The organism is Engelhardtia mirabilis (assembly GCF_007748095.1).
Taxonomy (GTDB): Bacteria; Planctomycetota; UBA1135; order UBA1135.
Window position 1 is genome coordinate 956,541 of record NZ_CP036287.1, and the last position, 26,817, is coordinate 983,357.

At 70.8% G+C, this 26,817-nt stretch carries 22 protein-coding genes; 12 read left to right on the forward strand and 10 right to left on the reverse strand.

What is annotated here, in order from left to right; genetic code table 11:
• The first annotated feature begins 72 nt into the window (after positions 1-72).
• Entirely contained in the window at positions 73-1,518 is a 1,446-nt protein-coding gene (locus Pla133_RS03570; RefSeq protein WP_419192088.1) for an IS701 family transposase, read from the forward strand.
• Here the strand turns inward: Pla133_RS03570 and Pla133_RS03575 are convergent.
• Entirely contained in the window at positions 1,500-2,039 is a 540-nt protein-coding gene (locus Pla133_RS03575) for a hypothetical protein (protein ID WP_145062511.1), read from the reverse strand. The genes Pla133_RS03570 and Pla133_RS03575 overlap by 19 nt on opposite strands.
• Positions 2,040-3,035: 996 nt before the next feature.
• Here Pla133_RS03575 and Pla133_RS03580 point away from each other — a divergent pair.
• The 3 genes from Pla133_RS03580 (at position 3,036) to Pla133_RS03590 (ending at position 6,337) form a co-directional block, all read left to right on the forward strand.
• Positions 3,036-3,545 carry an ECF-type sigma factor gene (locus Pla133_RS03580; protein WP_145062513.1) on the forward strand — a complete coding sequence of 170 codons (510 nt, stop codon included), beginning with the start codon at positions 3,036-3,038 and terminating at the stop codon, positions 3,543-3,545.
• Positions 3,545-5,755, forward strand: coding sequence for a bifunctional serine/threonine-protein kinase/formylglycine-generating enzyme family protein (locus tag Pla133_RS03585; RefSeq protein WP_145062515.1), 2,211 nt, complete (start codon positions 3,545-3,547; stop codon positions 5,753-5,755). Before Pla133_RS03580 ends, Pla133_RS03585 begins: the two co-directional genes overlap by 1 nt.
• Before the next feature lie 69 nt (positions 5,756-5,824).
• A complete protein-coding gene (locus Pla133_RS03590) occupies positions 5,825-6,337 on the forward strand; it encodes a hypothetical protein (RefSeq protein ID WP_145062517.1) in 513 nt (170 codons plus the stop codon).
• 18 nt (positions 6,338-6,355) lie between these two features.
• On the opposite strand, the gene Pla133_RS03595 is transcribed toward Pla133_RS03590, so the two are convergent.
• A complete protein-coding gene (locus Pla133_RS03595) occupies positions 6,356-7,093 on the reverse strand; it encodes a pyridoxine 5'-phosphate synthase (protein ID WP_145062519.1) in 738 nt (245 codons plus the stop codon).
• Positions 7,094-7,135: 42 nt separating this feature from the next.
• Here Pla133_RS03595 and rsmD point away from each other — a divergent pair, with 42 nt between their 5' ends.
• The 6 genes from rsmD to Pla133_RS03620 all read left to right on the forward strand — a co-directional run bounded on the left by rsmD (position 7,136) and on the right by Pla133_RS03620 (position 14,126).
• A complete protein-coding gene (gene rsmD, locus Pla133_RS03600) occupies positions 7,136-7,696 on the forward strand; it encodes a 16S rRNA (guanine(966)-N(2))-methyltransferase RsmD (RefSeq protein WP_419192089.1) in 561 nt (186 codons plus the stop codon).
• A gap of 58 nt (positions 7,697-7,754) precedes the next feature.
• Positions 7,755-8,396 (forward strand): hypothetical protein, encoded by a 642-nt coding sequence (locus Pla133_RS25885; RefSeq protein WP_419192090.1) that lies wholly within the window; start codon positions 7,755-7,757, stop codon positions 8,394-8,396.
• Between the two features lie 53 nt (positions 8,397-8,449).
• On the forward strand, positions 8,450-8,857 hold the full coding sequence (locus Pla133_RS25890) for a DUF2784 domain-containing protein (RefSeq protein ID WP_419192091.1): 408 nt from the start codon (positions 8,450-8,452) through the stop codon (positions 8,855-8,857).
• Positions 8,858-9,149: 292 nt separating this feature from the next.
• Positions 9,150-11,063: a DNA repair protein RecN gene (gene recN / locus Pla133_RS03610; RefSeq protein WP_145062526.1), complete on the forward strand. Its 1,914-nt coding sequence runs from the start codon at positions 9,150-9,152 to the stop codon at positions 11,061-11,063.
• A gap of 291 nt (positions 11,064-11,354) precedes the next feature.
• A complete protein-coding gene (locus Pla133_RS03615) occupies positions 11,355-12,371 on the forward strand; it encodes a type I phosphomannose isomerase catalytic subunit (protein ID WP_419192092.1) in 1,017 nt (338 codons plus the stop codon).
• An 81-nt stretch (positions 12,372-12,452) separates the two neighbouring features.
• On the forward strand, positions 12,453-14,126 hold the full coding sequence (locus Pla133_RS03620; RefSeq protein ID WP_145062530.1) for a pseudouridine synthase: 1,674 nt from the start codon (positions 12,453-12,455) through the stop codon (positions 14,124-14,126).
• Between the two features lie 338 nt (positions 14,127-14,464).
• On the opposite strand, the gene Pla133_RS03625 is transcribed toward Pla133_RS03620, so the two are convergent.
• The 3 genes from Pla133_RS03625 to Pla133_RS03635 form a co-directional block, all read right to left on the reverse strand.
• Complete coding sequence (locus tag Pla133_RS03625) at positions 14,465-15,658, reverse strand: hypothetical protein (RefSeq protein WP_145062532.1); 1,194 nt, start codon at positions 15,656-15,658, stop codon at positions 14,465-14,467.
• 445 nt (positions 15,659-16,103) lie between these two features.
• The gene (locus Pla133_RS03630; protein WP_145062534.1) at positions 16,104-17,414 is read right to left on the reverse strand and encodes a right-handed parallel beta-helix repeat-containing protein; all 1,311 of its coding nucleotides are present in this window, start codon (positions 17,412-17,414) and stop codon (positions 16,104-16,106) included.
• 163 nt (positions 17,415-17,577) lie between these two features.
• The gene (locus tag Pla133_RS03635; protein WP_145062536.1) at positions 17,578-18,906 is read right to left on the reverse strand and encodes a right-handed parallel beta-helix repeat-containing protein; all 1,329 of its coding nucleotides are present in this window, start codon (positions 18,904-18,906) and stop codon (positions 17,578-17,580) included.
• A gap of 186 nt (positions 18,907-19,092) precedes the next feature.
• On the opposite strand from Pla133_RS03635, the gene Pla133_RS03640 reads away from it, so the two are divergent.
• Together Pla133_RS03640 and Pla133_RS03645 are read left to right on the forward strand one after the other, a co-directional pair.
• Positions 19,093-20,409 carry a M16 family metallopeptidase gene (locus Pla133_RS03640; RefSeq protein WP_145168267.1) on the forward strand — a complete coding sequence of 439 codons (1,317 nt, stop codon included), beginning with the start codon at positions 19,093-19,095 and terminating at the stop codon, positions 20,407-20,409.
• Complete coding sequence (locus tag Pla133_RS03645) at positions 20,406-21,728, forward strand: M16 family metallopeptidase (RefSeq protein ID WP_145168269.1); 1,323 nt, start codon at positions 20,406-20,408, stop codon at positions 21,726-21,728. The genes Pla133_RS03640 and Pla133_RS03645 overlap by 4 nt, the downstream gene beginning before the upstream one ends.
• 141 nt (positions 21,729-21,869) lie before the next feature.
• On the opposite strand, the gene Pla133_RS03650 is transcribed toward Pla133_RS03645, so the two are convergent.
• The 5 genes from Pla133_RS03650 to Pla133_RS03670 all read right to left on the reverse strand — a co-directional run bounded on the left by Pla133_RS03650 (position 21,870) and on the right by Pla133_RS03670 (position 26,802).
• Entirely contained in the window at positions 21,870-22,517 is a 648-nt protein-coding gene (locus tag Pla133_RS03650) for a hypothetical protein (RefSeq protein WP_145168271.1), read from the reverse strand.
• On the reverse strand, positions 22,517-22,825 hold the full coding sequence (locus tag Pla133_RS03655; protein ID WP_145062545.1) for a DUF6958 family protein: 309 nt from the start codon (positions 22,823-22,825) through the stop codon (positions 22,517-22,519). Before Pla133_RS03655 ends, Pla133_RS03650 begins: the two co-directional genes overlap by 1 nt.
• Positions 22,826-22,829: 4 nt before the next feature.
• Entirely contained in the window at positions 22,830-23,339 is a 510-nt protein-coding gene (locus Pla133_RS03660) for an SRPBCC family protein (protein ID WP_419192093.1), read from the reverse strand.
• On the reverse strand, positions 23,336-23,647 hold the full coding sequence (locus tag Pla133_RS03665; protein WP_145062548.1) for an ArsR/SmtB family transcription factor: 312 nt from the start codon (positions 23,645-23,647) through the stop codon (positions 23,336-23,338). Before Pla133_RS03665 ends, Pla133_RS03660 begins: the two co-directional genes overlap by 4 nt.
• An 86-nt stretch (positions 23,648-23,733) precedes the next feature.
• Positions 23,734-26,802 carry a sigma-70 family RNA polymerase sigma factor gene (locus Pla133_RS03670; protein ID WP_419192094.1) on the reverse strand — a complete coding sequence of 1,023 codons (3,069 nt, stop codon included), beginning with the start codon at positions 26,800-26,802 and terminating at the stop codon, positions 23,734-23,736.
• Positions 26,803-26,817: the final 15 nt, after the last annotated feature.

Consider the following 26,817-nt stretch of genomic DNA (forward strand, 5'->3'; position numbering starts at 1 on the left):
ATGTGCCGGGGTCAGAAGGGGCGTCTTCCCAGAGTTAAGAACCGGCGATGGCGACGAGAGGCAGTGGGCAAGATGCGCGCCCCGCCCCGCGATGTCATCAGTGTGAAGTCAAAACAACACCGAAGGCGGAGCGCGCTGGTAGATGGTATCCCGACGTCGCTGCAGGATCTCCTGTTCCTGTTCTCCGGCTGCTTCACGCGGCCCAGCTTCGAGAGCTTCACGTCCTTGGTCGTGGGCTGGATCACGTGCCGGGGCTCGCATCAGATCACGCGGATGATCCAGGCCGGCGGTGCGGTGGGATCGAAGCACTTTTCATGCTTTCACCGCTTCCTGTCGCGAGCCAAGTGGAGCCCCGACGACCTGGGAGCCGTCATCCTGAAGCTGGCCGAGCCTTGGCTCCCTGACTTGGTCGAAGCCTTCGTCGATGACACGCTCTGCCACCGTAGAGGTCCGAGGATCTTCGGCGTCGCGATGCACCACGACGGCGCGAACTCCAGCCGAGGATGGAGCCGGCTCTCCTGCGGCCACAACTGGGTCGTGCTGGCGATCAGGATTCCTCTGCCGTGGGATCGTGAGCGAGGCGCCGCGCTCCCGATCTTCTTCCGTCTGTACCGCTCTCCCAAGCGCTGCAAGGCCCACGAGTACCACAAGCGGACCGAGCTGGCACGCGAGCTCATCGGTGTGCTTCGGGACCGCCTTCCGACCGGAAAGCGGCTCCACGTCGCCGGAGACCGTGAGTACGCCTGCAAGACGCTGGTGCGCTCGCTCGACGAGAGCGTGGACTTCACGGGCCCCATGCCACTGGATGCGGCCCTGTACGCGCCGGTCGGCGAGTACAGCGGCGTCGGTCGGCCACGGAAGAGGGGCGAGCGACTGCGTTCGCCGGCCCAGCAGGCCAAGTGCGGGTCGAAGTGGGTCCCGCGGACGGTCAGACTCTACGGACGCGAAGTCGAGCTACTCGTCCAGGATTGGACTTGCCTGTGGTACACGGCCGCCGGGGCCAGGCTCGTCCGCGTGATCTTGACGCGAGATCCCAAGAAGAAGCGCGAGGACCGGGCTTACTTCACGACCGATGTCGATGCTTCCGTCGACGTCGCACTGGAACGCTACGCGCGGCGGTGGCTGATCGAGGTCTCCTTCCGCGACGCCAAGCAACTGCTCGGGATCGAACAACCCCAGAACGGATGGAGCCGTGGGAAGAGGCAGGCCAAGAAGCCCGGCCCCCAACCTCGTGGCAACCGCGGCCGCCACGCCGTTCTCCGAACGGCCCCACTCGGCTGGACGGTCTACGCGCTCGTCGTCATCTGGTACCTCAGGCAGGGCCGGTGGCAGCCAGAAGTGCGCCGACTGCGCGCCTCGGCACCCTGGTATCGCCAGAAGGCCACACCCAGCTTCGCCGACATGCTCGACGCGCTCCGCATCGAAATCGAGGCACGCCGACTTATCGACGACCCCACTGAGAAGGGCGCTCTCCAGAAAACCAGAAACCGCCTCCGACGCTACCTGCGGGCGGCGTGACGATGGCGAAACCCCAGCCTAGCGGCTCTAGCCGCAGCGTGAGACCCCGCCTCGCCAACCGCTCCGCCCAGTGCGGCGATGATCGCCTTCGATGCGGCACCCCCGGCCGGCGCCATGCTCAGGTGTTGCACGCCGCGCAGGTTGCGGTCGATCCAACGCATCACCGCCGGAAACAGGACCGTCGCGAGCCCGGCGTTCCCTGCGCCTCCCGCGGCCGCGGTGTGCAGGTTCAAGTGGCTGTCGTCGTAGCCCACGATGGGGGCCATCTGTCCGGCCCCGGCGGGACCCATCCTCACCGCGAAGCGGTCGATCGTGACCGAGCCGACCTGGCCCCACGCGTCGTTGGTGTAGGCATGCAGGGTGATCACCCTTCCACTGATCCGGCCGGCACCGTCGGTGACGTTCGAGAGGGTCGTCCGTGCTTCCCCTGTATTCACCGCCGGACAGAGGATCGGGTTGCCGGGCAGCGCCGCGAAGTAGGTGCCCCACCGGTAGCGCGACATGATGCTGCGTTGGATCACGCCGGCGGATCGCGGGGCGGTCGTGGCCGGGGCCGTGCGCGGCGCGAGCATCCGTTGTGCCGGCGGTTGGCCCGTGTGCCCGGGTGCGGCGCTCCTGCGGGAGCTGTCGGGCCGCGGTGCGGCGAGCGGCACCGCCGCGAGGTCGACCTGGCCGGGAGTGCCGCCGGCTCCGCGGCCATCGCTCGCAGTCTCGGGAGCAACTGCGTCCGCCCGCCGCGCCCCCGGCACAGCCGCGGATCGTGCGACCCCCCGCAACTCGCCGGCGCCCGCGGCCTTCGAGGTCGACCTTGCGCCCTCGCTCTCACGCTGTCTTCGCATGGGGTGTTCGACGACGTCGTTCCGCGCTTCGGCCCGCCCGGAGGCCAACCCCGGCGGTGGGCGGCGGCGCGGACGCCCCGAAGTCGCAGGCCAGGGCCAGGTGCGATCGGCGGGCAGCGCTGGACCAGTGCACAAGGATGCCGTGGGGGGTGCCCGCGAACCACTCGCAGTCGCGCGGCAGTCCGCTCGCAGTGGATCGTCGCGCTTCGCCCCGCGGCCGCATTCTGAGCGCGTCCGCAGGCACTTCTCGCGCTGCCGACGTCGGGCCCAACAGCAGCGAGCGACTCCCGATTGGGTGGCTGTGTCGCCCCCTTCGCAGTCGGATCCGGCCCTCGAGCCTCCACCGTGCCCGATCATCGCCGGATGCCCCGCCGCCGCCTGCGGCGGGCAGACACGGACCGGGGGGCGATGTAGTCCGCATCGGGGCGGGTGACCGGCTCGGCGTCGGGCATCCTCGGCCACCGCGAGCGTGCCGATCGGGTCGTGGCGCCGGTCGTGCCGGAGCGAGCGTTCAATCGCGAGGGTTCGACGCACGGGATCGCTCCTTGGCTGTCGGAGCCGAGGGAGCCTCCAGCCGAGTTTTCGAACGACTTTCTGGCCGGTCCCGCCCGGCCCTGCGTTGAATCACCCAGCGACGGGTCTGCGCCTGTTGTGCGACACCCTCCCCGGACATCCGACATGAATCCGATCGACGACGTCTCGCTCTTCGAGCTGCTGCGGACCGAGCTCCGGCAGCTCGCGGTCCGGGCGATGGCTGGGCAGGCCCCCGGACACACCCTCCAGGCGACCGCCCTGATCGGAGAGGCCTACCTCCGTTTGGGTGGCAGTCGGGAGGCGGGCTTCGTCGACGAGCAGCATTTCCTGCGTTGCGCTGCCACGGCCATGCGGCATGCGCTGGTCGACCATGCGCGACGTAAGGCGGCCGACAAGCGGGCCGGTGTGATCGTCGACTATCCGTTGGACGCCGTGGCCTGCAGCTTCGAGGATGGCGATATGGATTTGGAGGCCCTGCACGCGGCGCTCGAGGAGCTCGAGCTTCGCAGTCCGGAAATGGCGCGCGCCGTCGACCTGATCTACTTCGCCCAGGTCAGCAAGGCTGAGGCGGCGTCCTTGCTCGGGTTGCCGGAGCGGACGTTCCGTCGCAAGTGGGAGCTGACCCGAGCGTGGCTCCGGACTCGTCTGAGCTGATGGGGGCCAAGGAAGATTCTTGGGAGGCGCTGCAGGCGATCTTCGATCGAGCGCGTGACCTCGAGGGCGACGAGCGCCTGGCCTTTCTCGATCAGGCCTGTGGCGAGGACACGGCCCTGCGCCAGGAGCTTGATCAACTCCTCGCAGTGGACCTGCCGGAGGACTTCCTCGCCGCTCCCAGCGCCCCCGCTGCACTGGGTAAAGCCTTTGGGGGCAACCTCACGGGCGCGGTCCTGGGCGAGTTCGAGATCGAGCGCGAGCTCGGCCGTGGCGGCATGGGCGTCGTGTTCCTCGCCCGCCAACCGGCCCTCGAGCGCAGCGTGGCCCTCAAGGTCCTGCCACCGATCCGGCGCGTGGACCGTGTCGCCGTGGAGAGGTTTCGTCGCGAGGCAATCGCCGCCAGCCGAATCCACCACCCCGCGATCGCCCGCGTCATCACCGCCGGCGAAGACCAGGGACTCTTGTACTTCGCCATGGAGTACGTGCCCGGAGGCTCCGTGGCTGACGCAGCCGATGAGCTGTTCGGGCGCCTGGGGGGGGCAGGAGTCGAGCGCCACCGAGCGGTCGCGCGCTTCATGGCCGACGTGGCCGAGGGCCTGGCCGCCGCCCATGAGAAGGGCGTGGTCCATCGGGACATCAAGCCCGGCAATGTGCTCGTCGGCGTCGACGGCAGGCCCCGGATCGTGGACTTCGGGCTGGCGCAGCTCGTCGACCTCGACCGGCTGACCCAGTCGGGACTGCCCGCGGGCACCTTCGACTACATGAGTCCCGAGCAGGCTCGGGCGCGCCGCTCGCTGATCGACTTCCGCACCGACATCTACTCGGCTGGCGCGATGCTCTACGACCTCCTCACCGGCCGGCCGCCGATCCGGGGAACGTCCGTCACCGACACGCTGCGCCGCATCGACCGCGACGACCCACGGCCACCGTCCGCGGTGCAGGCGGGGATCCCGAGTGCCCTCGATGCGGTCTGCATGATGGCGCTGCGAAAGGAGCGGGACGACAGGTACCAATCGGCCCTGGACCTCGCCGCAGACCTGCGCCGCTTCGCTCAGGGACAGCCGGTAAGGGCCAAATCGGAGCCGATCCGGCGCCGCGTTGGGCGAGGTCTGCGGCGACGGCGAGGGACCATCGCGATCGCCTCGACGGTGGCCCTGCTCGCCACTTCCGGGCTGTTCGCGCAGAACGTGCGAGCGGCCTACCTCGGGCGCACGGCTGCGGTTGCATTCGAGCTGGCGAGCGGTGCGACCGCGAGGGTCGAAGTCGAACGAGCGGGGTCCCTGCCGCGCCTGCGCGAACCCACGGGCCGCTCCATCGACCTGCGCGGGTCGCGGCAGGTGAGGCTGGACCCCGGGGCCTACTGGTTCGTGGTCGAGGTCGGCGACTCGAGGTTCGAGTTCGATCGCGCCTTGGCCGCCGGGGATAGCGCTCTGGTCCTGGTGCCGGACGCGGCCACGCTTCCGTCCAGGGAGGGGATGGTCGCAATAGAGCGCGGCCAGGCCACCTACGCGACGCGCCTCGGTCCGATCGTCGACGGCGCTCCGGGTGAGATGGGCCCGATCGTGGAGACGGTCGCACACGGCGCGTTCCTTATTGACCGCTCGCCGGTGTCGAGCGGTGAGTACTACGACTGGCTCGAGGCCGAGAGTCCAGGGCGCGGCGAGGCCTGGTCGCGCCGGATTCGGTCGACGGCTCCCGAGCATTGGCGCGAACTCCCCGCAACTTCGCTGAGCTACGGGGAAGCGCGGGCTTTCGCCGAGGCCCATGGCAAGCGCTTGCCGCGGCGGGTGGAGTGGTGTGCCGCGGCGCTCGGCGCAGAGGAGGAATGGTTCACTGAGCTGCTCGCGACGGATCGCGTCGACGACCTGGCCATTGGCGGACCGGCGCTGCTCGACTCGGACGGCGAGATCGCCCCGGTGCGCGAAGCCGCGGCCTTCGTGCGCTACGTCGTGCCGGGGGGCAGCGAGCCGCTCGGCCCGCTCGGCTTGACCAACCTCGTCGGTGGGGTGCAGGAGTGGACCTGCGAGGCCGCTCCGGTCGATCCCGCCATCGAGGGCATCGCATCGCTACACATGCAGGGGATCATCGGCACTCGTTGGTCGACGTCGCGCGACGTCCTCGAGCCCCTTCTGCTCACGCAACTCGGTTTTGCTCCGCCGGACCAGATCGACATGGGCATCGGATTCCGGTGCGTCATTCCTCTCGAGTGAACTGCGCTGCGTGCACCAATTGGGTGGCACGAGCTACCCCGCTAAGACCTACCCCGACCTTTCGAATCCATGACTGAAGTTGCTAGTCAGTACACTTGTTCGCTCCTCCTTGACTTCCCGCGTGAAGCGAAGAAGCGGGAGAACGTGGTCCTCACCGAGGAGTTTGGTGACTCGGACCTTCTCGCTGCATTGAAGCGGGACCGAGCCAAGCTGTTCTCCAGCAACCAGGCCGTCTACCTGGCACTGGTTCAGCTGTCCTCGCGCAAGGGGACTCTCGCAGTGGATCTCTCCGAGGGCGCCGCGGCCGTGCAAAGCAAGTTCCGCGAGAAGGCGCGCGCGTTCGTGAAGCAATGCAACGAGATCCTCGCGCTCGCGGGAGTGAAACTCGTGCTCGAGCGAACTGCAGACGACAAGTCGGAGACGCCCACCTGCATCCGTTGGGTCTGGGAGGGCGGGCAACTCGTGGCCAAGTACAACTACGGCATCGGCTTGGAGGGTCTTGCCGGGGTGATGGAAGGGGAGAAGGAGCTGACGCTCCACCTCTCCGTCCGGGCCGAGTTCAACCTGGCCATTCTGGATTGACCCCGGCCGGGCGGCCGCTCAACCGCGCGCCGCTCGCACGAGCGCCAGCATCTCGCGCACCGCCGCCGCCGCGCCGACCATCAGCGAGCGGGCGACGATCGAGTGCCCGATGTTCAGCTCCTCGACCTGCTCGATCGCGGCCACCGGCTTGACGTTCTGGTAGTCGAGCCCGTGACCCGCGTTGACGCGCAGGCCCAGCTCGACGCCCCTGGCGGCGGCGCGGTGCAGGCGTTCCAGCTCGCGCTGCTGCTCGTCGCCGGCGGCGTTGGCGTAGGTGCCGGTGTGGAGCTCGACGAACTGGGCGCCCAGCTCGGCGGAGGCTTCGAGCTGCACCTCGTCCGGATCGACGAACAGGCTCACCGCGCCGCCGGTCTCGACCAGGCGCGGGATCAGGCTCGACAGGCGCGCGCGCTCGGAGACCACGTCGAGGCCGCCCTCGGTGGTGACCTCCTGGCGGTTCTCGGGGACGATGCAGTACTCGTCCGCGCCGCACTCGAGGGTGAAGGCGATGATCTCGGGGTCGAGGGACAACTCCAGGTTCAAGAGCGTCCCGATCGCCCGTCGCATGCGCAGCACGTCGTGGTCCTGGATGTGCCGGCGATCCTTGCGCAGGTGCACCGTGATCCCCTGGGCCCCGGCGCCCTCGGCCAATAGGGCCCACTCGACCGGATCGGGGAAGGCCGCGTGGCGGGCCTGGCGGACGGTGGCCACGTGGTCGCAGTTGACGTGGAGGCGGGGGGCGGGCGCTTCGTTCATGGCGACGATCTTAGGACGCGGCTCCGCGCTATCCTGCGCGCCGTGAAGATCCTCGGCGGAGAGCACCGTGGGCGCGCACTGCGCGCCCCCAAGGGACATGCCACGCGGCCGATGTTGGCCATGGTGCGCGAGTCGATGTTCCAGATCGCCGGGCCCTGGCTCGACGGGGGGCGGGTGCTCGACCTGTTCAGCGGATCCGGGTCGTTGGGGCTCGAGGCGCTCAGCCGCGGCGCGGCGAGCGTGCGCTTCTTCGAGATCAGCCGTGAGGCGCGGGAGACCCTTGAGCAGAACATCGCTCTCTTGGGCGGCGGCGAGCGCTGCACCGTGGTCGCCGGGGACGCGGTCGAGCCGGGCCTGTGGGGGCCGGGGCCCTTCGACCTCGTGCTCCTGGACCCGCCCTTCCCGATGATTCGCGCCACGGACGGCCGGACCAAGGTCCTGGCGGCCCTCGAGGCTCTGGCGGCGGGCCCGCTCGAGGAGGAGGGCCTGATCGTCCTGCACGTGCCGCGGGGCGCGCTGACCCCCGCCAACATCCCCGCGGACCTGGCCCACACGGTCCGCGAGCACGGCGACCAGGCGGTCTGGTACCTCCAGCGGCGCTGACGGGAAGCAGGCCGGGCGGCGCTCAGGCACCCCGGCGGTGGGGGTCGATAGAGCGGCCATGTTGCGCCCGACCCGCACCCTCCTGGCCGCCGCCAGCCTCTCCCTGGCCTGGATCGCCGGGGCCCTGGCCACCGACGGGCCGATCCCGGCCGACGCGCCCCAGGCAGAGCCTGTCGCGATCGACCTCAGCGTCCTGCGCGACAGGCCCCTTCGGCACCTGGGGACCCGCGTGCGGACCGTGATCCAACTCTCCAGCTACGACGAGCCGTGGCAGGCCCAGATCGGACGCTTCGGGCCCTCGCACTTCGCTCGCATCAGCGCCTGGAGCGACACGCAGTTCCCCTGGGTCACCGCGGACTACCTCAGCCCCGCGCCCTTCCTCTTCACGCGCCGCGATTCGACCGCCGACTTCGTGCTCCGCAACGCTCGCGCCCACGAGCGCTTCGCAGTGACCCTCGACGTGTGCGAGCAGTTCGGCGGCGAGCCCTGGTGCGAGATCGTCGAGCTCGAGCGCATCGAACCGTCGATCAACGAGGGCTGCGTGCTGCACGCCTCGCGGGCCATCGAGTCCCGGGACAAGGGCGCGGTCGAGTTGGCCTACTCCGAGCTGGAACGGGCCCTCGCCAGCCCGATGCCGGCACCGGCGCACGGGGCCCTCGAGGCCTTGCGCGCCAAGTGGCAGGCGGCGGACGGGCGCTGACCGGCGCCCCGAGGTCGACAGGATGGGCCGGGGTCTGCGTAGGATCGGGCGCCGTGCGCGTCCTCCTCGCTGATCTGATCGTCGTCGCCCACCTGGCCTACGTCCTGTTCGTGGTCGTCGGGCTGGGGTTGATCCTGGTGGGTTGGTGGCGTGGCTGGGCCTGGGTCCGCAGCCCGCTCTTCCGACTGGCGCACCTGGCGGCGATCGCCCTGGTTGCGGCCGAAGCCGTCGCGGGGGTGACCTGCCCCCTGACGATCTGGGAGTACGACCTGCGCGTCGCGGCCGGGCAGGCCCCGGAAGAGATCGGCTTCGTCGCGCGGATCGCCCGCGACGTGCTGTTCTTCGACGTCCCCGAGGAGGCCTTCCGGCCCTGGTACGTGGGCTTCCTGGGGCTGGTGGTGCTGACACTCTTCTGCGTCCGCCCCACTCGCCGTTGGAAAGAATCGCGCGCGGGGGGTTGACGGGACCCGGTCGGGTTCTGTTAGGTTAGGCGCTCGTTCGGGTTTCTGCCCGGCCGAGGCCCCGACCCAGCGCACGACACCACCACCCATCGGAACCGCGTGGTGCCGCCTTCGGGCGGCTCAGCTTCCGCGCGGGCTCCAGGTGCTGGGGAGGGGCCTCGGCACCCTCGACTCCCTCGCATCGCGGCCGGCGGCGCGGGGGATGCGTCGGTGGGCAGGGCTCGGGCGACTCCTTGTCCGACCGACCTGACCAAACGGGACGGCCCATCCGGGCGGTCCAACGGAGCGCGCCATGCTCGTCGACTTGACTGTTCGCAACCTGGCCCTGATCGAAGAGGCGCGCCTGGGGTTCGGTCCCGGGTTGAACGCCATCACCGGTGAGACTGGCGCGGGCAAGAGTTTGATCGTGACCGGGCTCGAGCTCCTGCTCGGCGAGCGGCCCAAGGGCGGGGCGGCCACCTGGGTGCGGTCGGGCAGCGATCGAGCCGAGGTCGAGGGGCGCTTCGTGGTCCCCGAGGGGCCCCTGGCGCGCAGGATCGAGGCTTTCGTCACGACCGAGTTGCCGTCCTTCCTCGAGGAGTGGCGCGACGAGGCCGGGGTGACCGGGGAGCGCGAACTGTTGCTCTCGCGCAGCCTCGAAGTCGGCGGGCGGACGCGGGCTTGGATCAACCACCGTCCGGTCACGCGCCGGGCCCTGGTCGAGCTGGCGGCGATGCTGGTCGAGATCCACGGACAGAACACCCATCAGCGGTTGCTGGAGCCGGAGCACCAGCTCGAGTTGCTCGACGCCTCCGGGGAGTCGACCGGTCGCGCGCGGGCGGCTTACAGCGAGGCGCGGCGGCGCTGGCTGGCCCTGGCCACCGAGATCGAGGATCACCTCGGCCGGCGCCGCGAGCGGCGGGAGCGGTTGGAGTTCCTGCGCTTCCAGGTGGGCGAGCTCGAAGCACTGGGCCTGGAGGCCGGGGAGACCGATCGCCTGCGCGCGGAGCGCGCGCGCCTGCGCCACGCTTCGGGCCTCGAGCGCGACCTGCGCGCGTGGCTCGACGGGTTGAGCGAAGGCGAGCTGCCGGCCCTCGACCGGCTGCGCGGCGCGGCCCGAGGCGTGGCCGAGTGGGCTGACAAGGTGGTCGAGCTCTCGGACGCGGCGGAGGAGCTGGGTGCGGCCCAGATCCACCTCGAGGAGGCGACAGCCCTCTTGATCTCCTTCGTCGACTCGGTGGAGCTCGATCCCCGTCGGCTCGACCAGGTCGAGGGGCGGCTGGCGGAGATCGAGCGTCTGGCGAGCAAGCACGGGGTCGAAGCGGCGCGGCTCGATGTGCGTTTCGACGAGCTGGCGGCCGAAGCTGCCGAGCTGGAAGAGGCGGAGGGCGGCCTCGAAGAGCTGATTCGCGCCCGCGACGAGGCCCTGGAGGTCGTGCGGGAGGAGGCCGACAAGCTGACGCGTGCGCGGCGCCGGCTGGCGCCGCGTCTTGCCAAGGGCGTGCGGCGATCCCTCGCCAGCCTCGGCCTGGGACACGCCACCTTCGAGGTCGCTGTGGAGCCCAATCGGGCCCAGGGCGCAGCTGCAGGGGCGCTGACCTTGGTCGCGAGTGCCGAGGCCGGGGCGAATTCGGCCGGCAAATCCGGATCGAAGGCTCTGCACTCATCGAAGGCTCTGCACTCATCCAAAGCCCTGCGCGCATCGGCTGAGCCGCGCAGCGGCCGCGATTCCGATGGTCCGGACTTCGAGCACCTGCGGGCGCTGTTCGGTCCCAGCGGCGCCGACCGGGTCGACTTTCTACTCGCAGCGAACAAGGGTGAACCCACGCGACCGCTGCGGCACGTGGCTTCGGGCGGGGAGGCGGCCAGGGTCATGCTGGCCCTGCGCTCGGCCTTGGCCGGATGCGAAGAGCCCCGAACTCTGGTCTTCGACGAGATCGACACCGGCGTGGGCGGGCGGCTCGGTCCCGAGTTGGGCCAGCACATGCGGGCCCTGGGCCTGCACCACCAGGTGCTCAGCGTGACCCACCTCGCGGCCATCGCTGCCTGCGGCCACCGACACCTGGTCGTTCGCAAGGCCGTGCGGCGGGGCCGGACCCGGACCGCGGTGGCCATGCTCGAGGGCGAGGCGCGGGTCTCGGAGGTCGCGGACATGATCGCCGGCGGCGCAGAGCAGGCCACGGCCCAGGCCGAGGCTCGGCGGCTCATCGACGCGGTCGCCGTTTGAGGTCGAGGAAGGTCCTTGGCTGTGCCTCGACCTGGTCGTGGGTGGGGCCTCGACCTGGTCGTGGGTGGGGCCTCGGTCGGGTCGCGGGTGGGGCTTCGGTCGGGTCGCGGAGGGCGGCCGTCTCGCCCCTTCCGGTCGGCACTCGGTGCCGATGCGGGCTCAATCGTGGCTGGCGATGCTCTGGGGCGCCTTCACCGACGGGCTAGAATGCCGCGGCCCGTCGTCGTTCCTCGCAGTCCTACCTCTTCGGTGGAGCGGGATCTGCGAAGCCCACGAACCCTCCTTCCGATCTTGGCCAACCTTCGCGAACCCCTGCGCTTTCGGCGCGAGTACGTCGAGAAGTCTGTCTGGGGCGGCCGTTCGCTCGAGCGAGTGCTCGGGATCGATCTACCGGCCGGCAAGAGGATCGGCGAGACCTGGGAGCTCGTCGACCGCGCCGACGTGAACTCGGTCGTCGTCGGCGGGACCTTCGACGGTCGGACCCTGGGTCAACTCGTCCGCGATCACGGGGCAGACCTGCTCGGCCGTTCGAAGCCGACCCCCGACGGTCGCTTCCCCTTGCTCGTCAAGTTCCTGGACGCGGCCGAGAACCTCAGCGTCCAGGTCCACCCGGACGATGCCGGGGCCCTGGCCCAGGGCGGGACCAGCGAGGCCAAGACTGAAGCCTGGTACTTCCTCGACGCCGGGCCCGAGGGGGGCGTCTGGTGCGGGTTGAAGCCCGGATCGGAGCGCGCTGCCGTGGAGCCCGCCATGGGCAGTGCTGCCATCGTCGAGCACCTGGCCTGGTGGCCGGTGAAACGCGGCCAGGCCCTGATGGTCCCCGGAGGCACGATCCACGCCATTGGCGCGGGGGTGCAGCTGCTCGAGGTGCAGCAGAACTCCGACACGACCTGGCGCATCTACGACTGGGACCGAGTCGACGAAGCGACAGGCCAACCCCGGTCCCAACACGTGGCCCAGGCCGCCCAGTCCACGCGGTATGATTTGAGCCCTCGCCCGCCGGTCGGGGAGGTCTTCCTGCCCCACGTGACCGGCGCCGAGATGGCCCCGCTAGCGCGGTGCCGCTACTTCGGGATGAGCCGTCTGCGCGTGACCGCACCCGCCGAGCTCGACACCGCGGACCAGTTTCAGATCTACGTCGCCATCTCCGGGGCGGGCGTGCTGGTGACCCTCGACGAGGGTCGCGAGCAGCGCACGGACATCGGTCGAGGCGACACCCTGCTCGTTCCGGCCGCCTGTGGCGTCCACCGGTTCGAGCCCCTCGGCGACGAAGCCCTGGACCTGGTCCAGCTTCAAGCCACCGGGTGAGCCCACCGGGCGCGACGCGATCCGTGTCGACGTCCGGACCCTCGCCCCTCCGACATCGTTTCCGACAACAAGAGATTCGCCATGCATCGCCCTGCTCGTGAGAGCCGCGATGGGCACCGAGACGGACCCCGCGGGGACCGTCGGCCCAGCAAGCAGTTCCCCACCTCCGGACTCAGCTCCGAGAGGTCGCCCTCGCGCGGCAACCAACCCTCGCCGCGCGACGCGTTCCCCCCGGTTGACGAGGCGGACGGCGACAAGGGCTACGTCGACAGGGGCGATGACGCCGACGTCGAGAGCCCCGAGCCGATCCTGGTCAGGCTCAACAAGTACCTCGCCTCCCACGGCGTCGCGTCGCGGCGCCGCAGCGATGAACTGATCGCCGAGGGCAAGGTCATGGTCGACGACGAGATCGTCACCGACCTGGGCACCAAGATCGATCCGGCCGTGCAGCGGATCGAGGTCGACGGGGTGATTCTCAAGCCCGAGCAGGTGCGCCACCGCTACTACCTGCTCAACAAGCCGTCGGGAGTGGTCTGCACCAACGACGAGCGCGAGGCCAAGCCGAGGGCGATCGACCTGATCACCGACCGCAAGAAAGGCCGCATCTACACTGTCGGGCGGCTGGACGAGGACACCATCGGACTGGTGCTCTTGACCAATGACGGGGACTTCGCGCACCGCATCATGCACCCGCGCTATGGGGTGCCGAAGACCTACCTGGTCAAGCTCCTGGGTCGCATTGACGACGACGCCGTCCAACAGGTGCGCGAGGGCGTGTTCCTGGCCGAGGGCCGCACCGCGGGCGCGCGGGTCTTGGTGCAACAGCGTTCGGCGACCCAGTCGAAGCTGCTCGTGACCCTGCTCGAGGGCAAGAACCGCGAGGTTCGCCGGGTCTTCGCACGCCTTGGCTACAAGGTCGCCGACCTCAAGCGCACGCGCATCGGGTCGATCGACGACCGCGGCATCAAGGCCGGCCAGTGGCGCCCGCTCACCCGCGGAGAGGTCCAGGGCCTGATCCACTGGGTCGAGAACGAACGCGACTCGAACCAGCGCGAGCAACGCGGCGGGCGTCGCGGGAGCAGCGATCGCGGCGGCGGTGATCGCGGCGGCAGCCGCGGGCGCGCGCAACGCCCGCGCGGGCGGGGCCACACGGAACAGAGGGCGACCGGTCCCTGGAACAACGGTCAGGACACGGGCGGCCATCGCCGCGGCTCGGCGCGTCACTCGCAGCGTGCGGCGACAGGAGCTGGTCCCGACCTGCGCGATTCCGGCTCCGGCGATCGCCGGGATGACCGGCGCGGCGGTGCCCAAGGTGGCGGGTTCGGCGAGCGTGGCGGAGCAGGTCGCGGCAATCGAACGGACGAGCGTGGTGAGCGCTCGGCAGGTCAGCGCTTCGATCATCGACGCCACCACCCCAAGGACGATCGCCCTGACTATCGGGGCGAAGCTCGCCCGGGGCGCTCGGGCACCCAGGCGACCGGTCGCTACGGCGCCAGGCGTCGGGACGAGCGTGACGAGCCGCGCGAGGGCGGCCGCAAGACCGGCTTCCACGGACCGAACCTCACCGGGCGTGGAGCGGCGGGACGAGGCTCGCAGGACCGCCAGGTTGGCGGACGCCCCGATCGTCGCGACGAGCGCAAGCGCGACGACGCCCGCGGCCATCGCAGCGGAGGCTCTTCATCCTCGGGCGGCAAGCGCCGTCCTGGCGGCGATCGTCCGCCCGAGGGCGGTCGTCGCGTGCTGCGCCCGAACTGATCGCAGGCCGCGAGCCGGCAAGAGCCCGATCCGTCGACGCGCTGGGCGCGGCGGCGGTTCGGGCCCGTGGCCCTTGCCCGACGGCGGAGCCGTGCAAGGGCTGAGACCCTTGGTGCCTCCGCTGGCTCCGCGCCGTGCGTGCCGCGAGCCAAGGCGGCATCCACCGGCGCGGCGTGGAGGGATTCGTGCTCCTCGGTCGACTCCGTCGGCAAGGCGTCGCTTGGGTCACGCCCCTCGGTCAGCTGCGCGTGATCGCTTCTGCGTCGCCGTTGCCGCGAGCCGGACGCCTCCCCCGTTCGACTACCCTGGCGCCGATCTTTCGTGGGTCAGCGAACCCGTCACGGGGCCGCGAAGAGCACCGCGCGGGGCGTTCCGAGGACGATCCCGTCGACGAAGCTGACGAAGATCCCCTGGGCGTAGAGGTCGAGGTAGGAGAAGCCGTGGGGCAGCACCAACTGGAGGTTCTGGGTCAGCTGACCGTGCCCGTCGAGGACGCCGGCTTGGAACACCAGGATCGAACCCAGGGCGCCGAAGGAGCCCTTCACGTCGGCCTGGAAGACGGGGTTCGGCATCAGGCCGATGTAGTTGGCCACGACCTCGCCGGGCGAGCCTTGGAAGTGGATCTGACCGGTCTGTCCCTGGCCGATCACACTCGTCACGTCGTAGCTGCGGGCCCCCAACTGGACCTCGAGCTCGGCCACCGACGATTCGGGCGCGATCGATTGGGCCGGTCCCACCTCTCCGGCGGGGCAGCTGCCCAAGCCCAGGCCGCCCTCGCCGCCGACGAAGGTGCAGTCGATGAGCTTGACCTCGGACTCCAATAGCTTGCTCGATAGGGCGATCAGTCCCGGCTGGCCGTCCCCCGCGTTCGTACAGGCGCCGAGCCCGTCGAGGGCCGCGGACCAGCCATCGGCCCCCACGAAGGTCGTCCCCGAGGCGAAGACGACGCTGCCGCCGACGCTCATGCCGGGCAGTGGGACGGGTGTCGCAGACGCGGACGCCGATGCCTCGAAGTGTGAGTCGTAGATGTGGAGCACCGAGTCGGTCACCTGCGCGCCGCCGGTGCCCACGTCGGTCGACTCCAGGGCCGGGCCCACGTGGACGGCGGCCATCACGACGTCAGCGCAGTCGTACACGACCAGCGCCGGGAGGGGCACGTGGAACTGGGGGTAGACCTGGACGAGCAGATCCTCGAGCCAGACGGGTTCTTGGGCGTTGTCGATCAGCAGACCCACACCCCCGGCGACGACCCGCAGGCCGTCGAGCACCACCGATTGGCCCGCCCGTTGGCCGCGGACCTTGACTGTGCCCAGCACCACCGGCCGCTCGTTCGCCAGGCTGAAGATCCGCGCACCGCGGTCGATCAGCTCGAAGCTGTCGTAGACGCCTTCGCGAACCAGGATCGCGTCGTCGTCGGTGGCGACGGCCAAGGCCTCGGTGATCTGAGCGAAGTCCGCGCCGTGCGCCAGCTCGTCATCGACGACCCAGAGTTGACCGGACTGGAGGGCTGCGAAGAGTATCGGGAGGGTCACGTTGGAAGGGGTCGCGTTGGGGGGGGGTGGACGCACTTGGGCGCTCGAGCCCTCGTGGACGCGTAGGGTTGCTGCACGGTTCGGCCGAGAAGCTGAGCGAGGCGAGGGCCGTCCCGGATCCGACGCGCACCGGACCCGCGCCGCCGCCGTGGCCGGGCGGGGCCAGCGGAACTGGGGCCGTCCATAGCCTGGGTGAAGGCAGCTGAATTTTCGATCCCCGAGTCGACGAACGTCGCGCCCCTGAGTCCCCGAGCGGAGTGCTGGTCACGAGTCCGAGCGAGCCCGCTGCCTCAGCCGTCGCGAACGCTCAGCGGGGTCGCGCCGGGGTCCGAGGGACCCGGGTGCGACCCCGCTGCCATGGGTGCCGTCACGTGCCGCGTCGGCGGCGGCGGTCCGAGCTCCGATCGTTGCCGCGACAGGTCGGCTCCGCACTCCCGCGTCAAACTCAGAAGGTGGACGCCAGCACCCAGCCCAGCCGCGGCGTCCCCAGGACGAACTCGTCCTCCAGGCTGAAGAACAGCCCCTGCTCGTAGGCCAGGGCGTAGGGCACGCCGGGGGGCAGGTTGATGTTGACCGGGACGGCCAGGGTGCCCCCCGCGGGCACCTGGCCGGCGTAGGCGAAGATCAGCGGGCCGGCCAGGGCGAGGGAGCCCTTGAAGGCCGGGAAGGGGATCGGCGCGGTGTCCACCGAGAAGATCGCCCAGGCCAACTCGCCGGGCGTGGCCGTCAGCTCGAGCAGGCCCACCTGACCCGAGCGGATCGGCGAGGGGATGTCGTAGTGGCGCGCGGGCCAGGTCAGGCCAAGGTCGGCCGGCGGACTCCCGACCTCGATCGACGTCGCCGCGCCGGGGTTGCCGGCGCTGCAGCTGGAACCGCCCGCGGCGCCGCCCGCCCCGCCCGCGATCGCGGTGTCGAGCAGGGTCACGTCGCTGGCGCTGCCCGCGAGGCGCAGGCCCACGCCCCCCGCCGCACCGTCGGTGCAGGGCGCGAAGGGGTTGCCGGTGTCGTCGCCCATCCCGCCTGGACCTCCGTTGAAGGTGCAGCCCGAGGCGAAGAGCTCGCAGCCGGAGGCCAGCAGCCCGGCGCCACCCGGGAAGCCCTCGAAGGGCGTGCCGCCGCTGACGACGGTGTCGTAGAGGTGGACCGTCGATCCGTTCAGGGTCAGGCCTTCGACCCCCGCTCCCACGGTTCCGAAGGGGGCATCGCCGGACGCGATGCTGCAGTCGCTCAGGACCAGCGCGTCGCAGGAGCCGACGACCATACCGACTGCCGGCAGGAACAGGGGCGTGCCCTCGCTGTAGACGCTGCAGGCGTCGAGCCAGACCGGCCCGAAGTTGGCGCCCAGGGTCAATGAGGTGCCGAAGCCGTAGCTGAACGACAGGCCGCGCAGCACGACCCTCTGTCCGGCCCCAACGTTCTGGATCGAGCTCTGGCCGCTGATCAGTACCGGGAAGGTGTCGGCCACGACGGAGACGGTCTTGCCGTCGATGGCGATCGCCCCGTAGGTGCCGGCCTTGACCAGGATCGTGTCGGCGGCGCCGGAGGCGTCGATTGCGGCCTGCAGGTCGGTGTGGTCGACACCCGCGCCGCCGTCGTCGTCCACTACCAGGACGTTGCCGGCTGCGCGGAGCGCCGCGGCGGGGGCAGCCGTCGCGCTGGACGTCGCCGCGGTTGCGCCGAGGACGGCCGCCGCGAGGGTCAAGGTGGTCGCCGCCGACGCGCTACGGGCCGCCGATCGGAAGAGGGGATCGAGCATGGAATTTCTCCTTGGGTTGCCGCCCGTCGCCGCGATCGCCGACGGAAGGGATTCGCCCTGACTGCGCAATCGAGCGCGGGAGGCCGACAACGGACCGCCAGAAAACTCGCCCGCCCGGCGTGCCGACGCCGGCGGCCCGCTGCGATGGCGGCGAGCCGACCCGTCAGAGGCCGGCCGCCAGGACCCAACCGGCCCGCGGCGTTCCCAGCACGAACTCGTCCTCGAGGCTGAAGAACAGCCCCTGTTCGTAGGCCAGGGCGTAGGGCACGCCCGCCGGCAAGCTGATGTTCACGGGCAGCGCCAAGGTGCCTCCGGCCGGGACCTGGCCGGCAAAGACGAAGATCAGCGGCGCCGCGGGGCCCAGGGATCCCGTGAAGGCCGGGAAGTAGAGGGGCGCGGTGTCGACCGAGAAGATCGCCCAGGCCAGCTCGCCGGGGGTCGCGGTGAACTCGAGTAGGCCGGTCTCACCCGAGCGCACCGGCGACGTGATCGTGTAGTGGCGCGCGGCAAGGTTCAGGCCGAGGTCGGTGACGACGCTCGTTCCATCGGTCGAGATGGACGGGCCGTTCGAACCGCTGACGCAGGCTGGTCCGCCTGGCGCGCCGCCGTTGCCCCCGCTCGAATCCGTGTCGAGCAGCACCAGCGTCGCCGGCGGGGAACTGCTGACCGTGGTCAGGCTGATCCCGGGCCCCCCGGCTCCGCCGTCGGTGCAGATCTGGAAGGTCCCTTGGAGCGTCCCGGCGCCGCCGTCCCCGCCGAAGAACTGACAGCCCGATGCGAAGGTGAAGCCGTTGATCATCGACAGGCCCGGACTTCCGGGCACGCCGCCGATCACGGCGCCACCGACGATCGTGGTGTCGTAGAGGTGCAGATTCGAGTTCTGCGCCAGGAGCCCGTTGCCGCCGCCGATTCCGCCCGTGCCGTCGCCGCTGGAGACGATCGAACAGGCGCTGATGACTGCCGCGGCCGCGCCGGTCAGGCGCACGCCGTCGTTGATCTGGAACACCGGCAGGCCCGAGCTGTCGATCGCGCAGTCCTCGATCCAGACCGGGCCAGCACAGGTCGTCAGCTCGAGGGCTGTGCCGAAGGTCGAGGTGATCCGGAGGCCGTGCAGGACGACCTTCTGGCCGGCGGCGATGTTCGTGACCTCGACCACGCCCTGGACCTGCACGTTGGCCGAATCGGCGACGATCGTCGCCGTCTTCGCGTTCACCACGAAGCCTGTGTAGTTGCCGGTGCGGACCAGGATCGTGTCCGTGGGACCGCTGGCGTTGACTGCGGCCTGGATCGAAGTGAAGTCGACCCCAGGCCCGGCGAAGTCGTCGACCACCAGCACGGCCCCTGCGGCCGACAGGGCGCTGGACGGCAAGCTCAGACCGGCCACGGCCGCGAGTGCACCAGCGAGTTCGCGCAGCCGGGCCGAATGGAGGCCGGTGGAGCGCAGACGGGACGGTCGAGTGCCGGACGTGCGAAGAACAGTCAGGGGGTTCACGGTCTCTCCTCGTGATCAGGGACGTGGCGGAAGGGCGGGAGGCGTTGCTCCAGGTGCTCCATCCACGAACGGCGACTGACGGCTCAGCGAAAATCGCGAATCCTGCGCCTGTTCCCCGATCGCCCGCCCTCCCGACACTCCGCGCCCCCGTCCCCCGACGGGGCACTGGTATAGTCTGCGCCCCCTATGCCGCGAACCACGTCAACGAAGAGCCGTCGCAGCCCCCAGCCGCCCGAATCCAGGGGCGGCGCCGATATCACCGAGCACCGACTGGGCAACGGCTTGCGGGTGCTGGTAGCCGAGCGACACCTGGACCCGGTCGTCGCGGTGATGCTCTTCTACCGCGTCGGCGCGCGGGACGAGACCGAGCGCGAGGCGGGTCTGTCGCACTTCCTCGAGCACATGATGTTCAAGGGCAGCGCAGCGTTCGGGAAGGGCGCCGTCGACGAGGTCACCGCTCGCCTCGGTGGTCAGAACAACGCCTTCACCGGCTACGACCACACGGCCTACTGGTTCGAGTTCGCCAGCGACCGCTGGGAGCAGGCCCTGGCCATGGAAGCCGATCGCATGGGCGGTCTGCTGCTGGAGCCGGCGGAGTTCGACTCCGAGCGCGAGGTCGTGCTCGAGGAACTCGCCATGGGGGAGGACGATCCCTGGACGGCCCTGGCCAAGCGCGTCGAAGCCGCACTGTTCCAACGCCACGCCTACGGTCGCCCGATCATCGGCACCACCCAGAGCCTGGGCGGAACATCCGTCGACGACATGCGCGCCTTCCATCGGCGCTTCTACGTCCCGGCCAACGCGACCCTGGTGGTCTGCGGGGACGTGACGCCGACGGCGGCGTTGCGCGCCGCTCGCCGCCATTTCGGGCACTTGCCGACGAGCCCTGCGCCCGAGCGACCCTTCGCGCCGGTGCTCGAGGAACCGGCGGGTGAAGTGCGGCTCGAGATGCGCTGGCCCGATCCAGGCAAGCGGCTCTGCATGGCTTGGCCGACGGTGCCGGTCGGTTCGCGCGAGGACGATCTGTTGGACGTGATCCTGACGCTCTTGACCACCGGCCGCCGCGCGCTGCTGCAACGTCGCCTGGTGCTCGACGGGGACCTGGCCACCAGTGTCTCGGCCAGCAACGACACGCGCGTCGACGGTGGCGCCTTCTGGCTGATGGTCGACGCGACCTCCGCGGCCGATGCGGCCGAAGTCGAGGCCGCCGTGAACGAGGAGCTCGAATACCTGCGGACCGAGCGCCTGCCGCTGCGTGAGATTCGGCGGGCGGTGGACCTGCTCGCCGCCTCGGAGGCCTACGAGGCCGAGACCGTCTCGGACCTAGCGAACGAGCTCGGCGGCTTCGCGGTCGACGCCGACTGGCGCCTGGCCCTGGACACCCGCGGTCGCCTCTGCGACCTGAAGCCGGTCGAGGTGCGCGATGCCGCCGCCAAGTTCCTCGATCGCCGCCGCCGCGTGGTCGGTTGGAGCCTGCCCGACGATTCGAGGTTCGACGTTTGACGGACCTCGGCACTTCCGCGAAGCGGCGCGAGGTCCCCGCGCCTTCGCTGCCCTTCGAGCAGTTCGAGCTGCGCTGTGGCGCCCGGCTCGTGGTCTCGCCGCGCTCCGGTGCGCCCTTGACCGCATTTCAAGTGCACCTGCGCGGGGGCTTGGCGGAGGATCCGCCCGAGTTTGCCGGCCTGGCCTACCTGACCGGCGCCCTCGCGCCAGAAGGCACCCAGAAGCACGACGACGAGCAGCTCGCCGACTTGCTCGAGCCCCGCGGGGGCAGCATCTCCGGCGACTCGACGGGCCTCTCCGGCGTGGTGGCGACCACCGGTTGGAAGAAGCTGTTGGAGCTCGGCGCCGAGATCCTGACCCAGCCGACCTATCCCAAGGACCGCGTGGACCGTCGCCGCGCGGCGCTGCTCGACCGCTTGGCCGTGGAGGCCGACGAGCCCCGCGTGCAGGCCGCGCGCCGGTTTCGCCGGCTGATCTACGGCGAGCACTGGATCGGTCGCCCCGAGCGAGGCCAGCTCGAAACCGTGGCCCGCATCGAGCGCCGTCACCTTCGCGCCCACCACCGTCGCTTGTTCACGGCACGCCGGGCGCTGATCGCGGTCTGCGGGGACATCGATCCCGGCGACGTGCGCCGGTTGCTCGACCGCCGCCTGACCAGCTGGAAGCCCGGTGCCCGGCCGACCCTGGCCCCCGCCGAGTTCCCCGCCGGCGGCCACCGCGTCGCCGCCTTCCGCGCGGATCGGCAGCAGGTGCACCTGTGCCTCGGTCACCTCGGCCTGCGTCGCAAGGACCCGGACTTCGCGGCGGTCTGCGTGCTCGACCACATCCTCGGCACCGGCCCCGGCTTCACCAACCGCATCGCCGCGCGCCTGCGCGACGCGGAGGGCCTGGCCTACTCGGTGCACGCCAGCCAATTCGACTCGGCCGGCCTCTACCCCGGGATGTTCTCGGCCTACATCGCCACCAGCCCCGACAAGGTCGATCGGGCGCTGGTGGGCTTCGTGCAGGAGATCCGGCGCATTCGCGACGAGCTGGTGACGCCCGCCGAGCTGGAGCTGGCCGTGGACTACCTGGTCGGCAGCCACGCCCTGGGCTTCGAACGCGCCGGTCGCCGCGTGACCTACCTGATCAACCGCGAGCGCATGGAGCTGCCCGCCGACGAGCTCGAGCAGCTCCCCCGACGCTTCGCCGCGGTCACCCGCGAGCAGGTGCGCGAGGCCGCCCACCGGCACCTGCGCCCGGAGCACCTGTGCCTCGCCGGCGGTGGCCCGATCGACGAGCGCGGCCTGCGGCGGTCGCTCGAGCGCGCGTTGACTTGATGGCGAAGAATTCGTTCCGGATCGAGCTCCGCGATCGAACCGGAGTGGAGAAGCTCGATTCCGATCACGGTGCTCGCGTCGAGCGCGCATTGCTGGCGGGCCTGTGGCGGGTCGATCAGTGAGCGCCCATAGCGGAGCGCGTCAGCGCGCTCGTCGCGAACCTTCCGACGATTCGAGACTGGGCCGCGCTCCAGCTCCGAACGGCGAGACCCGCAGGTCGGAATCGATTTCGCTCCCGACGCGAGCGCTTTGTCCGCCCGGGCGGGGGCTGCGACCCCTGCGCCGATGCAGCATCCGTGCTGCGGCCAGGGCGGCGATCGCCAACACGGCGACTGCAAAGGCGCCGAACTTGGCTGTCGTCGCTGTCCGTGCCACGAGGACCGAGGTCTCGGAGGGGGCCGTCTGCAGGTTCGCGAGCCAGGTGGACAGCACCGAGTTCTCGACCGCGTCGGCGAGCATCACCAGGGCCGGAAGTGCCAACAGATAGCTTCGGGCCCGGAGCCGAGAAGGGGCGAGCGCGAGCAGAAGCCCGGCGAGCAATGCACCGTTGGCGACCATCGCAACCAGGTCCCAACGCAAGTGGTTCGCGTAGAGTTCGACCGTCGCAGCATCCATCGCCGCCAGGCGCGCCTTGGCCCCTGCCACACTTGTGGCCGGCGCCTCGTCGAAGGGACGTTCGGTTCCCAGCCGCTGGGCCAGTTCCGCGTAGGGACCGACGGCGAAGACGAACGCGGCCGAGGCGAAGCCCCCTGCGACGAGGGCGAACCAGGCGATATGGCGGCGCTCCATCACCGACCCCTCGTCGGACGACGCAGTCGCTGGGGCCGGGCGTCTGTCACCTGGACCACCTCGCCGCGGGCTTCGAGGTCCTGCTTGACCACGGTCACGTACCAGCTCACCGACGCCTCGCGCGGAAAGCCGGCGGCCTCGAGCTGCGGACCGACCAGGGTCCGTAGTTCCTTGAACGCCACGCCGTCGGCCGAACGCGGAACGACACGCAAGAGTGCCGTTCGCACGAGGTCGTACTTCGAGCGCTCGATGTTCACGCCCTGCTTGCCGGCCGGGTGCAGGGTCAAGATGCGGTCGTCGGTCTTCATGGCCTCAGCGTCGGTTGGAGAGCAGCCCCAAGAGCCGCTCCCAGAGCGACTGTTCGCGGGTCATGCAGTCGGGATCGTTCGAATCGCCGACGGTTGCGTCGTCGGTGTCCATGGAGTCGAGTAGGGCGGGCAGGCGCCGCCCGTAGATCGAGCGGTTGCCGATGGCGAGGATGCGCGCGACGATCCAGGCCCGCAGGCCCCGGAAGCCGGTCTGCTCGACTACGAGGCGGGTGCCGCCCTCGGTGTCGGACAGACTGAAAGTCACTTCTGTGTCGATCGGCCCGCCGACCCAGCGGATCCTCAGGCGCTGCCCTTCGACCAGCTCGAGCACCTCGCAGTGCACGATCCCGTCGAAGCCGGGCCCGGGTTCGGTGCGGAAGGTGAAGCGGTGTCCGACCACGGGCTCGAAGTCGTTCGGCATCAGCCAACGCCCGAGCAGCTCGCGTTCGGTCAGAGCGCGCCACAGGAGCTCGCGCGGGTGGGGGTAGACCCGCTCCACGCGCAGACAAGTCACTGCCCGGCCTCCGCGTCGAGCACCGCGCCGAGGGCATCGAGCCGCTCGGTCCAGAATTGCTCGTAGTGACGGACCCACTCGGCGACCGATCGCAGGCCCTCGGCGCGCAGGCCGTAGAGGCGGCGGCGGCTGGCGGACCGCGCCGTGACCAGGCCGGCGTCGCGCAGGACCCGCAGGTGCTTGGACAGGGCGGGTTGGCTGAAGTCGAAGTGCTCCAGCAGTTGGGTCACCGACCGCTCGCCCTCGGCCAACAGGTCCAGGATCGTGCGGCGCGAGGGGTCGGCGATGGCTCGGAAGGTGGCATCCACGCTCTCAACATATAACCAACTGGATATGCGTCAAGCCGAAAGTCGAACCCGTCGAGCCTTGGCTCACCGTTCGCTCGGCGGCGAGCTCAGGGAAGGTCCACGCGCAGGGTCTCTCCCGCGCCGAGCTCGACCCTCTGAAGGCTGCGCCAGCGGGCGTCGCCGACGCCGACCTCGAGCTCCTCGATCGAGACCGAGCCGGCGGGCACCCGGGCCAGGCGGAAGCTGCCGTCGGCGTCCGCCACGATCGGGATCGACGCCTTCGCACCGCTCGTGGGCGAGGACCACTTGGCGCGCACCTTGCGCGTTCCCTCGTGCAGCGCGGCCGAGCCGACGCCTTCGATCGCTCCCAGGGGCAGGTCGAGTTCCCAATCCGTGTCCCCGGCCTCGAGCTCGAGCATCTCGGTGACCACCAGGCTGTCGGTGCCGCCGGGAGCGGTCAGGGTCAGGGTGTAGGGACCGTCGAAGGGGACTTGCAGCTCGAAGCCGCCGTCGGCGGAGAGGCCGGTGTTCTCCTGCTCGAAGGCCTCGCCGAACCAGGCGGTCGAGGTTCCGAGGGACGCACTCCAACCGCTGAAGTCGGCGCCGGTGAGCTGCCCGCTCACCAGGCACGGACCACGATCGCGCAGGTCCACGTCGTAGACGGTGGTCTCGCCCGGACGCACCCACAGGTCGCCCTCGTAGGGAATCGGCTCGTCGAGCTCGGCCATCGCCACCACCGAGCGATTGGGCAGGATCTCTTCCTCGCGCAGCTGCAGTTGCCACCAACCCGGCGCGAGGTCCTCGATCTCGTAGCGTCCACCGGGTCCCGCGCGCAGGGTGCGCGGCGAGCCGTCGCCGCTGTTGAGGCCCAGGATCAGGCCCTCGCCGTCGGCCCCCGCGGGCAGCAGCACGCGACCCTCGATGCGCCCCGATCGCTGCGGCTCGAGCACCAGGTCGTCCACGTCGCGCCCGTGGGCGAAGTCGTAGGGGCCGACCTCGGTCTGGGCGAAGCCCGCGGCGGTGACCACGAAGACCTGCTCGCCCTCGCGCTGCAGGGGCAGGTCGAAGTTGCCGTCGACGTCGGTGATGGAGTGCTTCGAGTCGCTCGTGCGATAGCGCGTGCGAAAGCCGTTGCTCATCAGCAACCGTCGTTCCGAGACCAGCGGCGCGAGCAGCACCGTGGCTCCGGCCACCGGTCGACCCTCGGCGAGCACCCGCCCGCTGATGCGCGCCGCGGGCGTCAAGACCAGGGGCAATCGCCCGTGCAGGTCTTGCGGCTCGAAGGACCCGTGGGACTCGACCACATAGCCGGCGGCCTCGATCTCGATCACGAAGCGCCGCGTGGGCAGGCTCAGGGTGACGGGGCGCGGCGTGTCCTCGTCGACGCTGCCCACGATCAGTCGATTCATGCTGGCCGCATCGCGAATCTCGTAGCTGTAGGCCGCAAGCGGCTCGTTCCGCCCGCTGACCTCGAGCACCAGCGGCTCGGGGGCCACCAGGCGCACGACCAGATCGACAGTGCCGGGAGCGACCTGCTCCATGAAGACTGGCGCGAGCAGGCCCTCGGGGTCGACGAAGCCGAGGTCGTGGGGGACCTGCTCGCGCAGGGTCAGCTCGAAGCGACCATCGGGGCCGGCACTCTGGGTGCTCTCGGTCACGTAGTTCGGAGTCTGGCAGCGTACCGAGAGCTTGGCCGAGGGCACCGGCGCGCCGTCGGGGCCGACCACGCGCCCCGCGATGCGGTGGCTGTCGTCCCGGGCCGTCAGGGTCAGCCGCAGGTCGCCGCGACCGCCGCCCTCGACGATCTCGAAGACCTCGCTGGCGGTCCACTCGCAGCCCTCGGCCTTGGCCCACACGCGCCACCAGCCGGGACCGATCTGGTCGATGCGGAAGCTGCCGTCGGCGCCGACGTCGGCTCGACCGCGCCAGGTGCGTTGGTCGGGGATCTTGCCGCTGGCGAGCAGGGGGTCGCCGCTGGCCACCGGCGCCAGGATCGCGCGCCCGCCGCGCACCTCGCCGCCGCGTTCGAGCTGCACGCGTCCCGCGACCCAGCCGCCCAGGGCCAGGGTCACCGCCCCGAGCCGGTGCTCTTCGCCCGCGCGGATCAGGGTCTCGATCCGCGCCCGCTCCCGTCCGGGCGCGGTCAGGACCAGCTGGGCCACGCGACGCTCGCCGGAGAGTGCCAGCTCGAGCGCGATCGAACCGTCCGCTTCTCCGAGGGTGGCGGAGCCCTGGGGCTCACCGTTGTCCTTGGTCTCGACCAGGGTCGCGCCCGGAAGGCCGACGCCGCTCGCGTCGACGGCGCGCACGAAGACCGTCGACGTGTTCTCGCTGGCCGCGATCTCCACGTCCGCCGCCGGTGCGGCGAGGGACTCGGGCAGCACGTCCCGGCGACCCGCGCTCGCGAGTGGCTCGGCGGTCAGGCCGTCGGCGGCGATCGGGCTGGGCTCATGCAGGCGGGCAGCCGTGCCCACCTCGGCCTGCGGTTCGGCCGCAGCCGGACCGGCGGCCGGGTCCGGCCGTACGGTGACGTAGGCCAGGACGGCGACGGAGGCGAGGGCGATCACGGCGGCGGCGGTCTTCATGGCGGCGAGCCCTCCCAGGGCAGCAGTCGAAGGAGCGAGGGGCGGAAGCGGAGTCGGACGATCCGCGAGGGCCAGGGCCAGGGGGAACCAGCCGCCCCGACCGCGGGGGTCGGCGGCGTCGAGGCGCTCACGCAGTTGCTCGAGGCCGCGGGCCAGTTGACTGCGGACGGTTCCCGCCGGGCGGTCGAGGCGCGCACCGATCTGCTTCGGCGAGAGGTCCTCGAAGTAGCGCAGCAGCACCACCGAGCGGTAGGGCTCGGGCAGGGCGCGGACCTGGGCCGCCACGCGCTCGGCGAGCTCGGCCCGCTCCGACGCCTCGGCGGTCAGGTCCCCGGTGCGTTCGGCCCGGGCAGCGGCCTGCTCCCGGCGGCTGCGACGACCCTCGGCCCGGCGGCGGCTGGCGGCCAGACGCCGCGCGACCGTCGCCAGCCAGGGCCTCAGGGGCCCGCGCGAGTTCGGCGGGCGCTGCCAAGCCGTGGTCAGGGTGTCGTCGGCCAGAGCCTCGCCGTCCGCGCCGCCGACCAGGCCGCGGCACAGCTCGCCCAGCCAGGTGCGCTGCTCGAGGAGCCGCTCGAAGTCGGGTTGTGCCATGGGTTCGGCCATCGT

What these genes read in the sequence shown, in the direction of transcription:
- Pla133_RS03585 (WP_145062515.1), top strand. Translation starts at nt 3,545, where the DNA reads ATGGGGGCCAAGGAAGATTCTTGGGAGGCGCTGCAGGCGATCTTCGAT.
- Pla133_RS03620 (WP_145062530.1), top strand. Translation starts at nt 12,453, where the DNA reads ATGCATCGCCCTGCTCGTGAGAGCCGCGATGGGCACCGAGACGGACCC.
- Pla133_RS03630 (WP_145062534.1), bottom strand. Translation starts at nt 17,414, where the DNA reads ATGCTCGATCCCCTCTTCCGATCGGCGGCCCGTAGCGCGTCGGCGGCG.
- Pla133_RS03570 (WP_419192088.1), top strand. Translation starts at nt 73, where the DNA reads ATGCGCGCCCCGCCCCGCGATGTCATCAGTGTGAAGTCAAAACAACAC.
- Pla133_RS03595 (WP_145062519.1), bottom strand. Translation starts at nt 7,093, where the DNA reads ATGAACGAAGCGCCCGCCCCCCGCCTCCACGTCAACTGCGACCACGTG.
- Pla133_RS03650 (WP_145168271.1), bottom strand. Translation starts at nt 22,517, where the DNA reads ATGGAGCGCCGCCATATCGCCTGGTTCGCCCTCGTCGCAGGGGGCTTC.
- recN (WP_145062526.1), top strand. Translation starts at nt 9,150, where the DNA reads ATGCTCGTCGACTTGACTGTTCGCAACCTGGCCCTGATCGAAGAGGCG.
- Pla133_RS03655 (WP_145062545.1), bottom strand. Translation starts at nt 22,825, where the DNA reads ATGAAGACCGACGACCGCATCTTGACCCTGCACCCGGCCGGCAAGCAG.
- Pla133_RS03590 (WP_145062517.1), top strand. Translation starts at nt 5,825, where the DNA reads ATGACTGAAGTTGCTAGTCAGTACACTTGTTCGCTCCTCCTTGACTTC.
- Pla133_RS03640 (WP_145168267.1), top strand. Translation starts at nt 19,093, where the DNA reads ATGCCGCGAACCACGTCAACGAAGAGCCGTCGCAGCCCCCAGCCGCCC.
- Pla133_RS25885 (WP_419192090.1), top strand. Translation starts at nt 7,755, where the DNA reads ATGTTGCGCCCGACCCGCACCCTCCTGGCCGCCGCCAGCCTCTCCCTG.
- Pla133_RS03580 (WP_145062513.1), top strand. Translation starts at nt 3,036, where the DNA reads ATGAATCCGATCGACGACGTCTCGCTCTTCGAGCTGCTGCGGACCGAG.
- Pla133_RS03670 (WP_419192094.1), bottom strand. Translation starts at nt 26,802, where the DNA reads ATGGCACAACCCGACTTCGAGCGGCTCCTCGAGCAGCGCACCTGGCTG.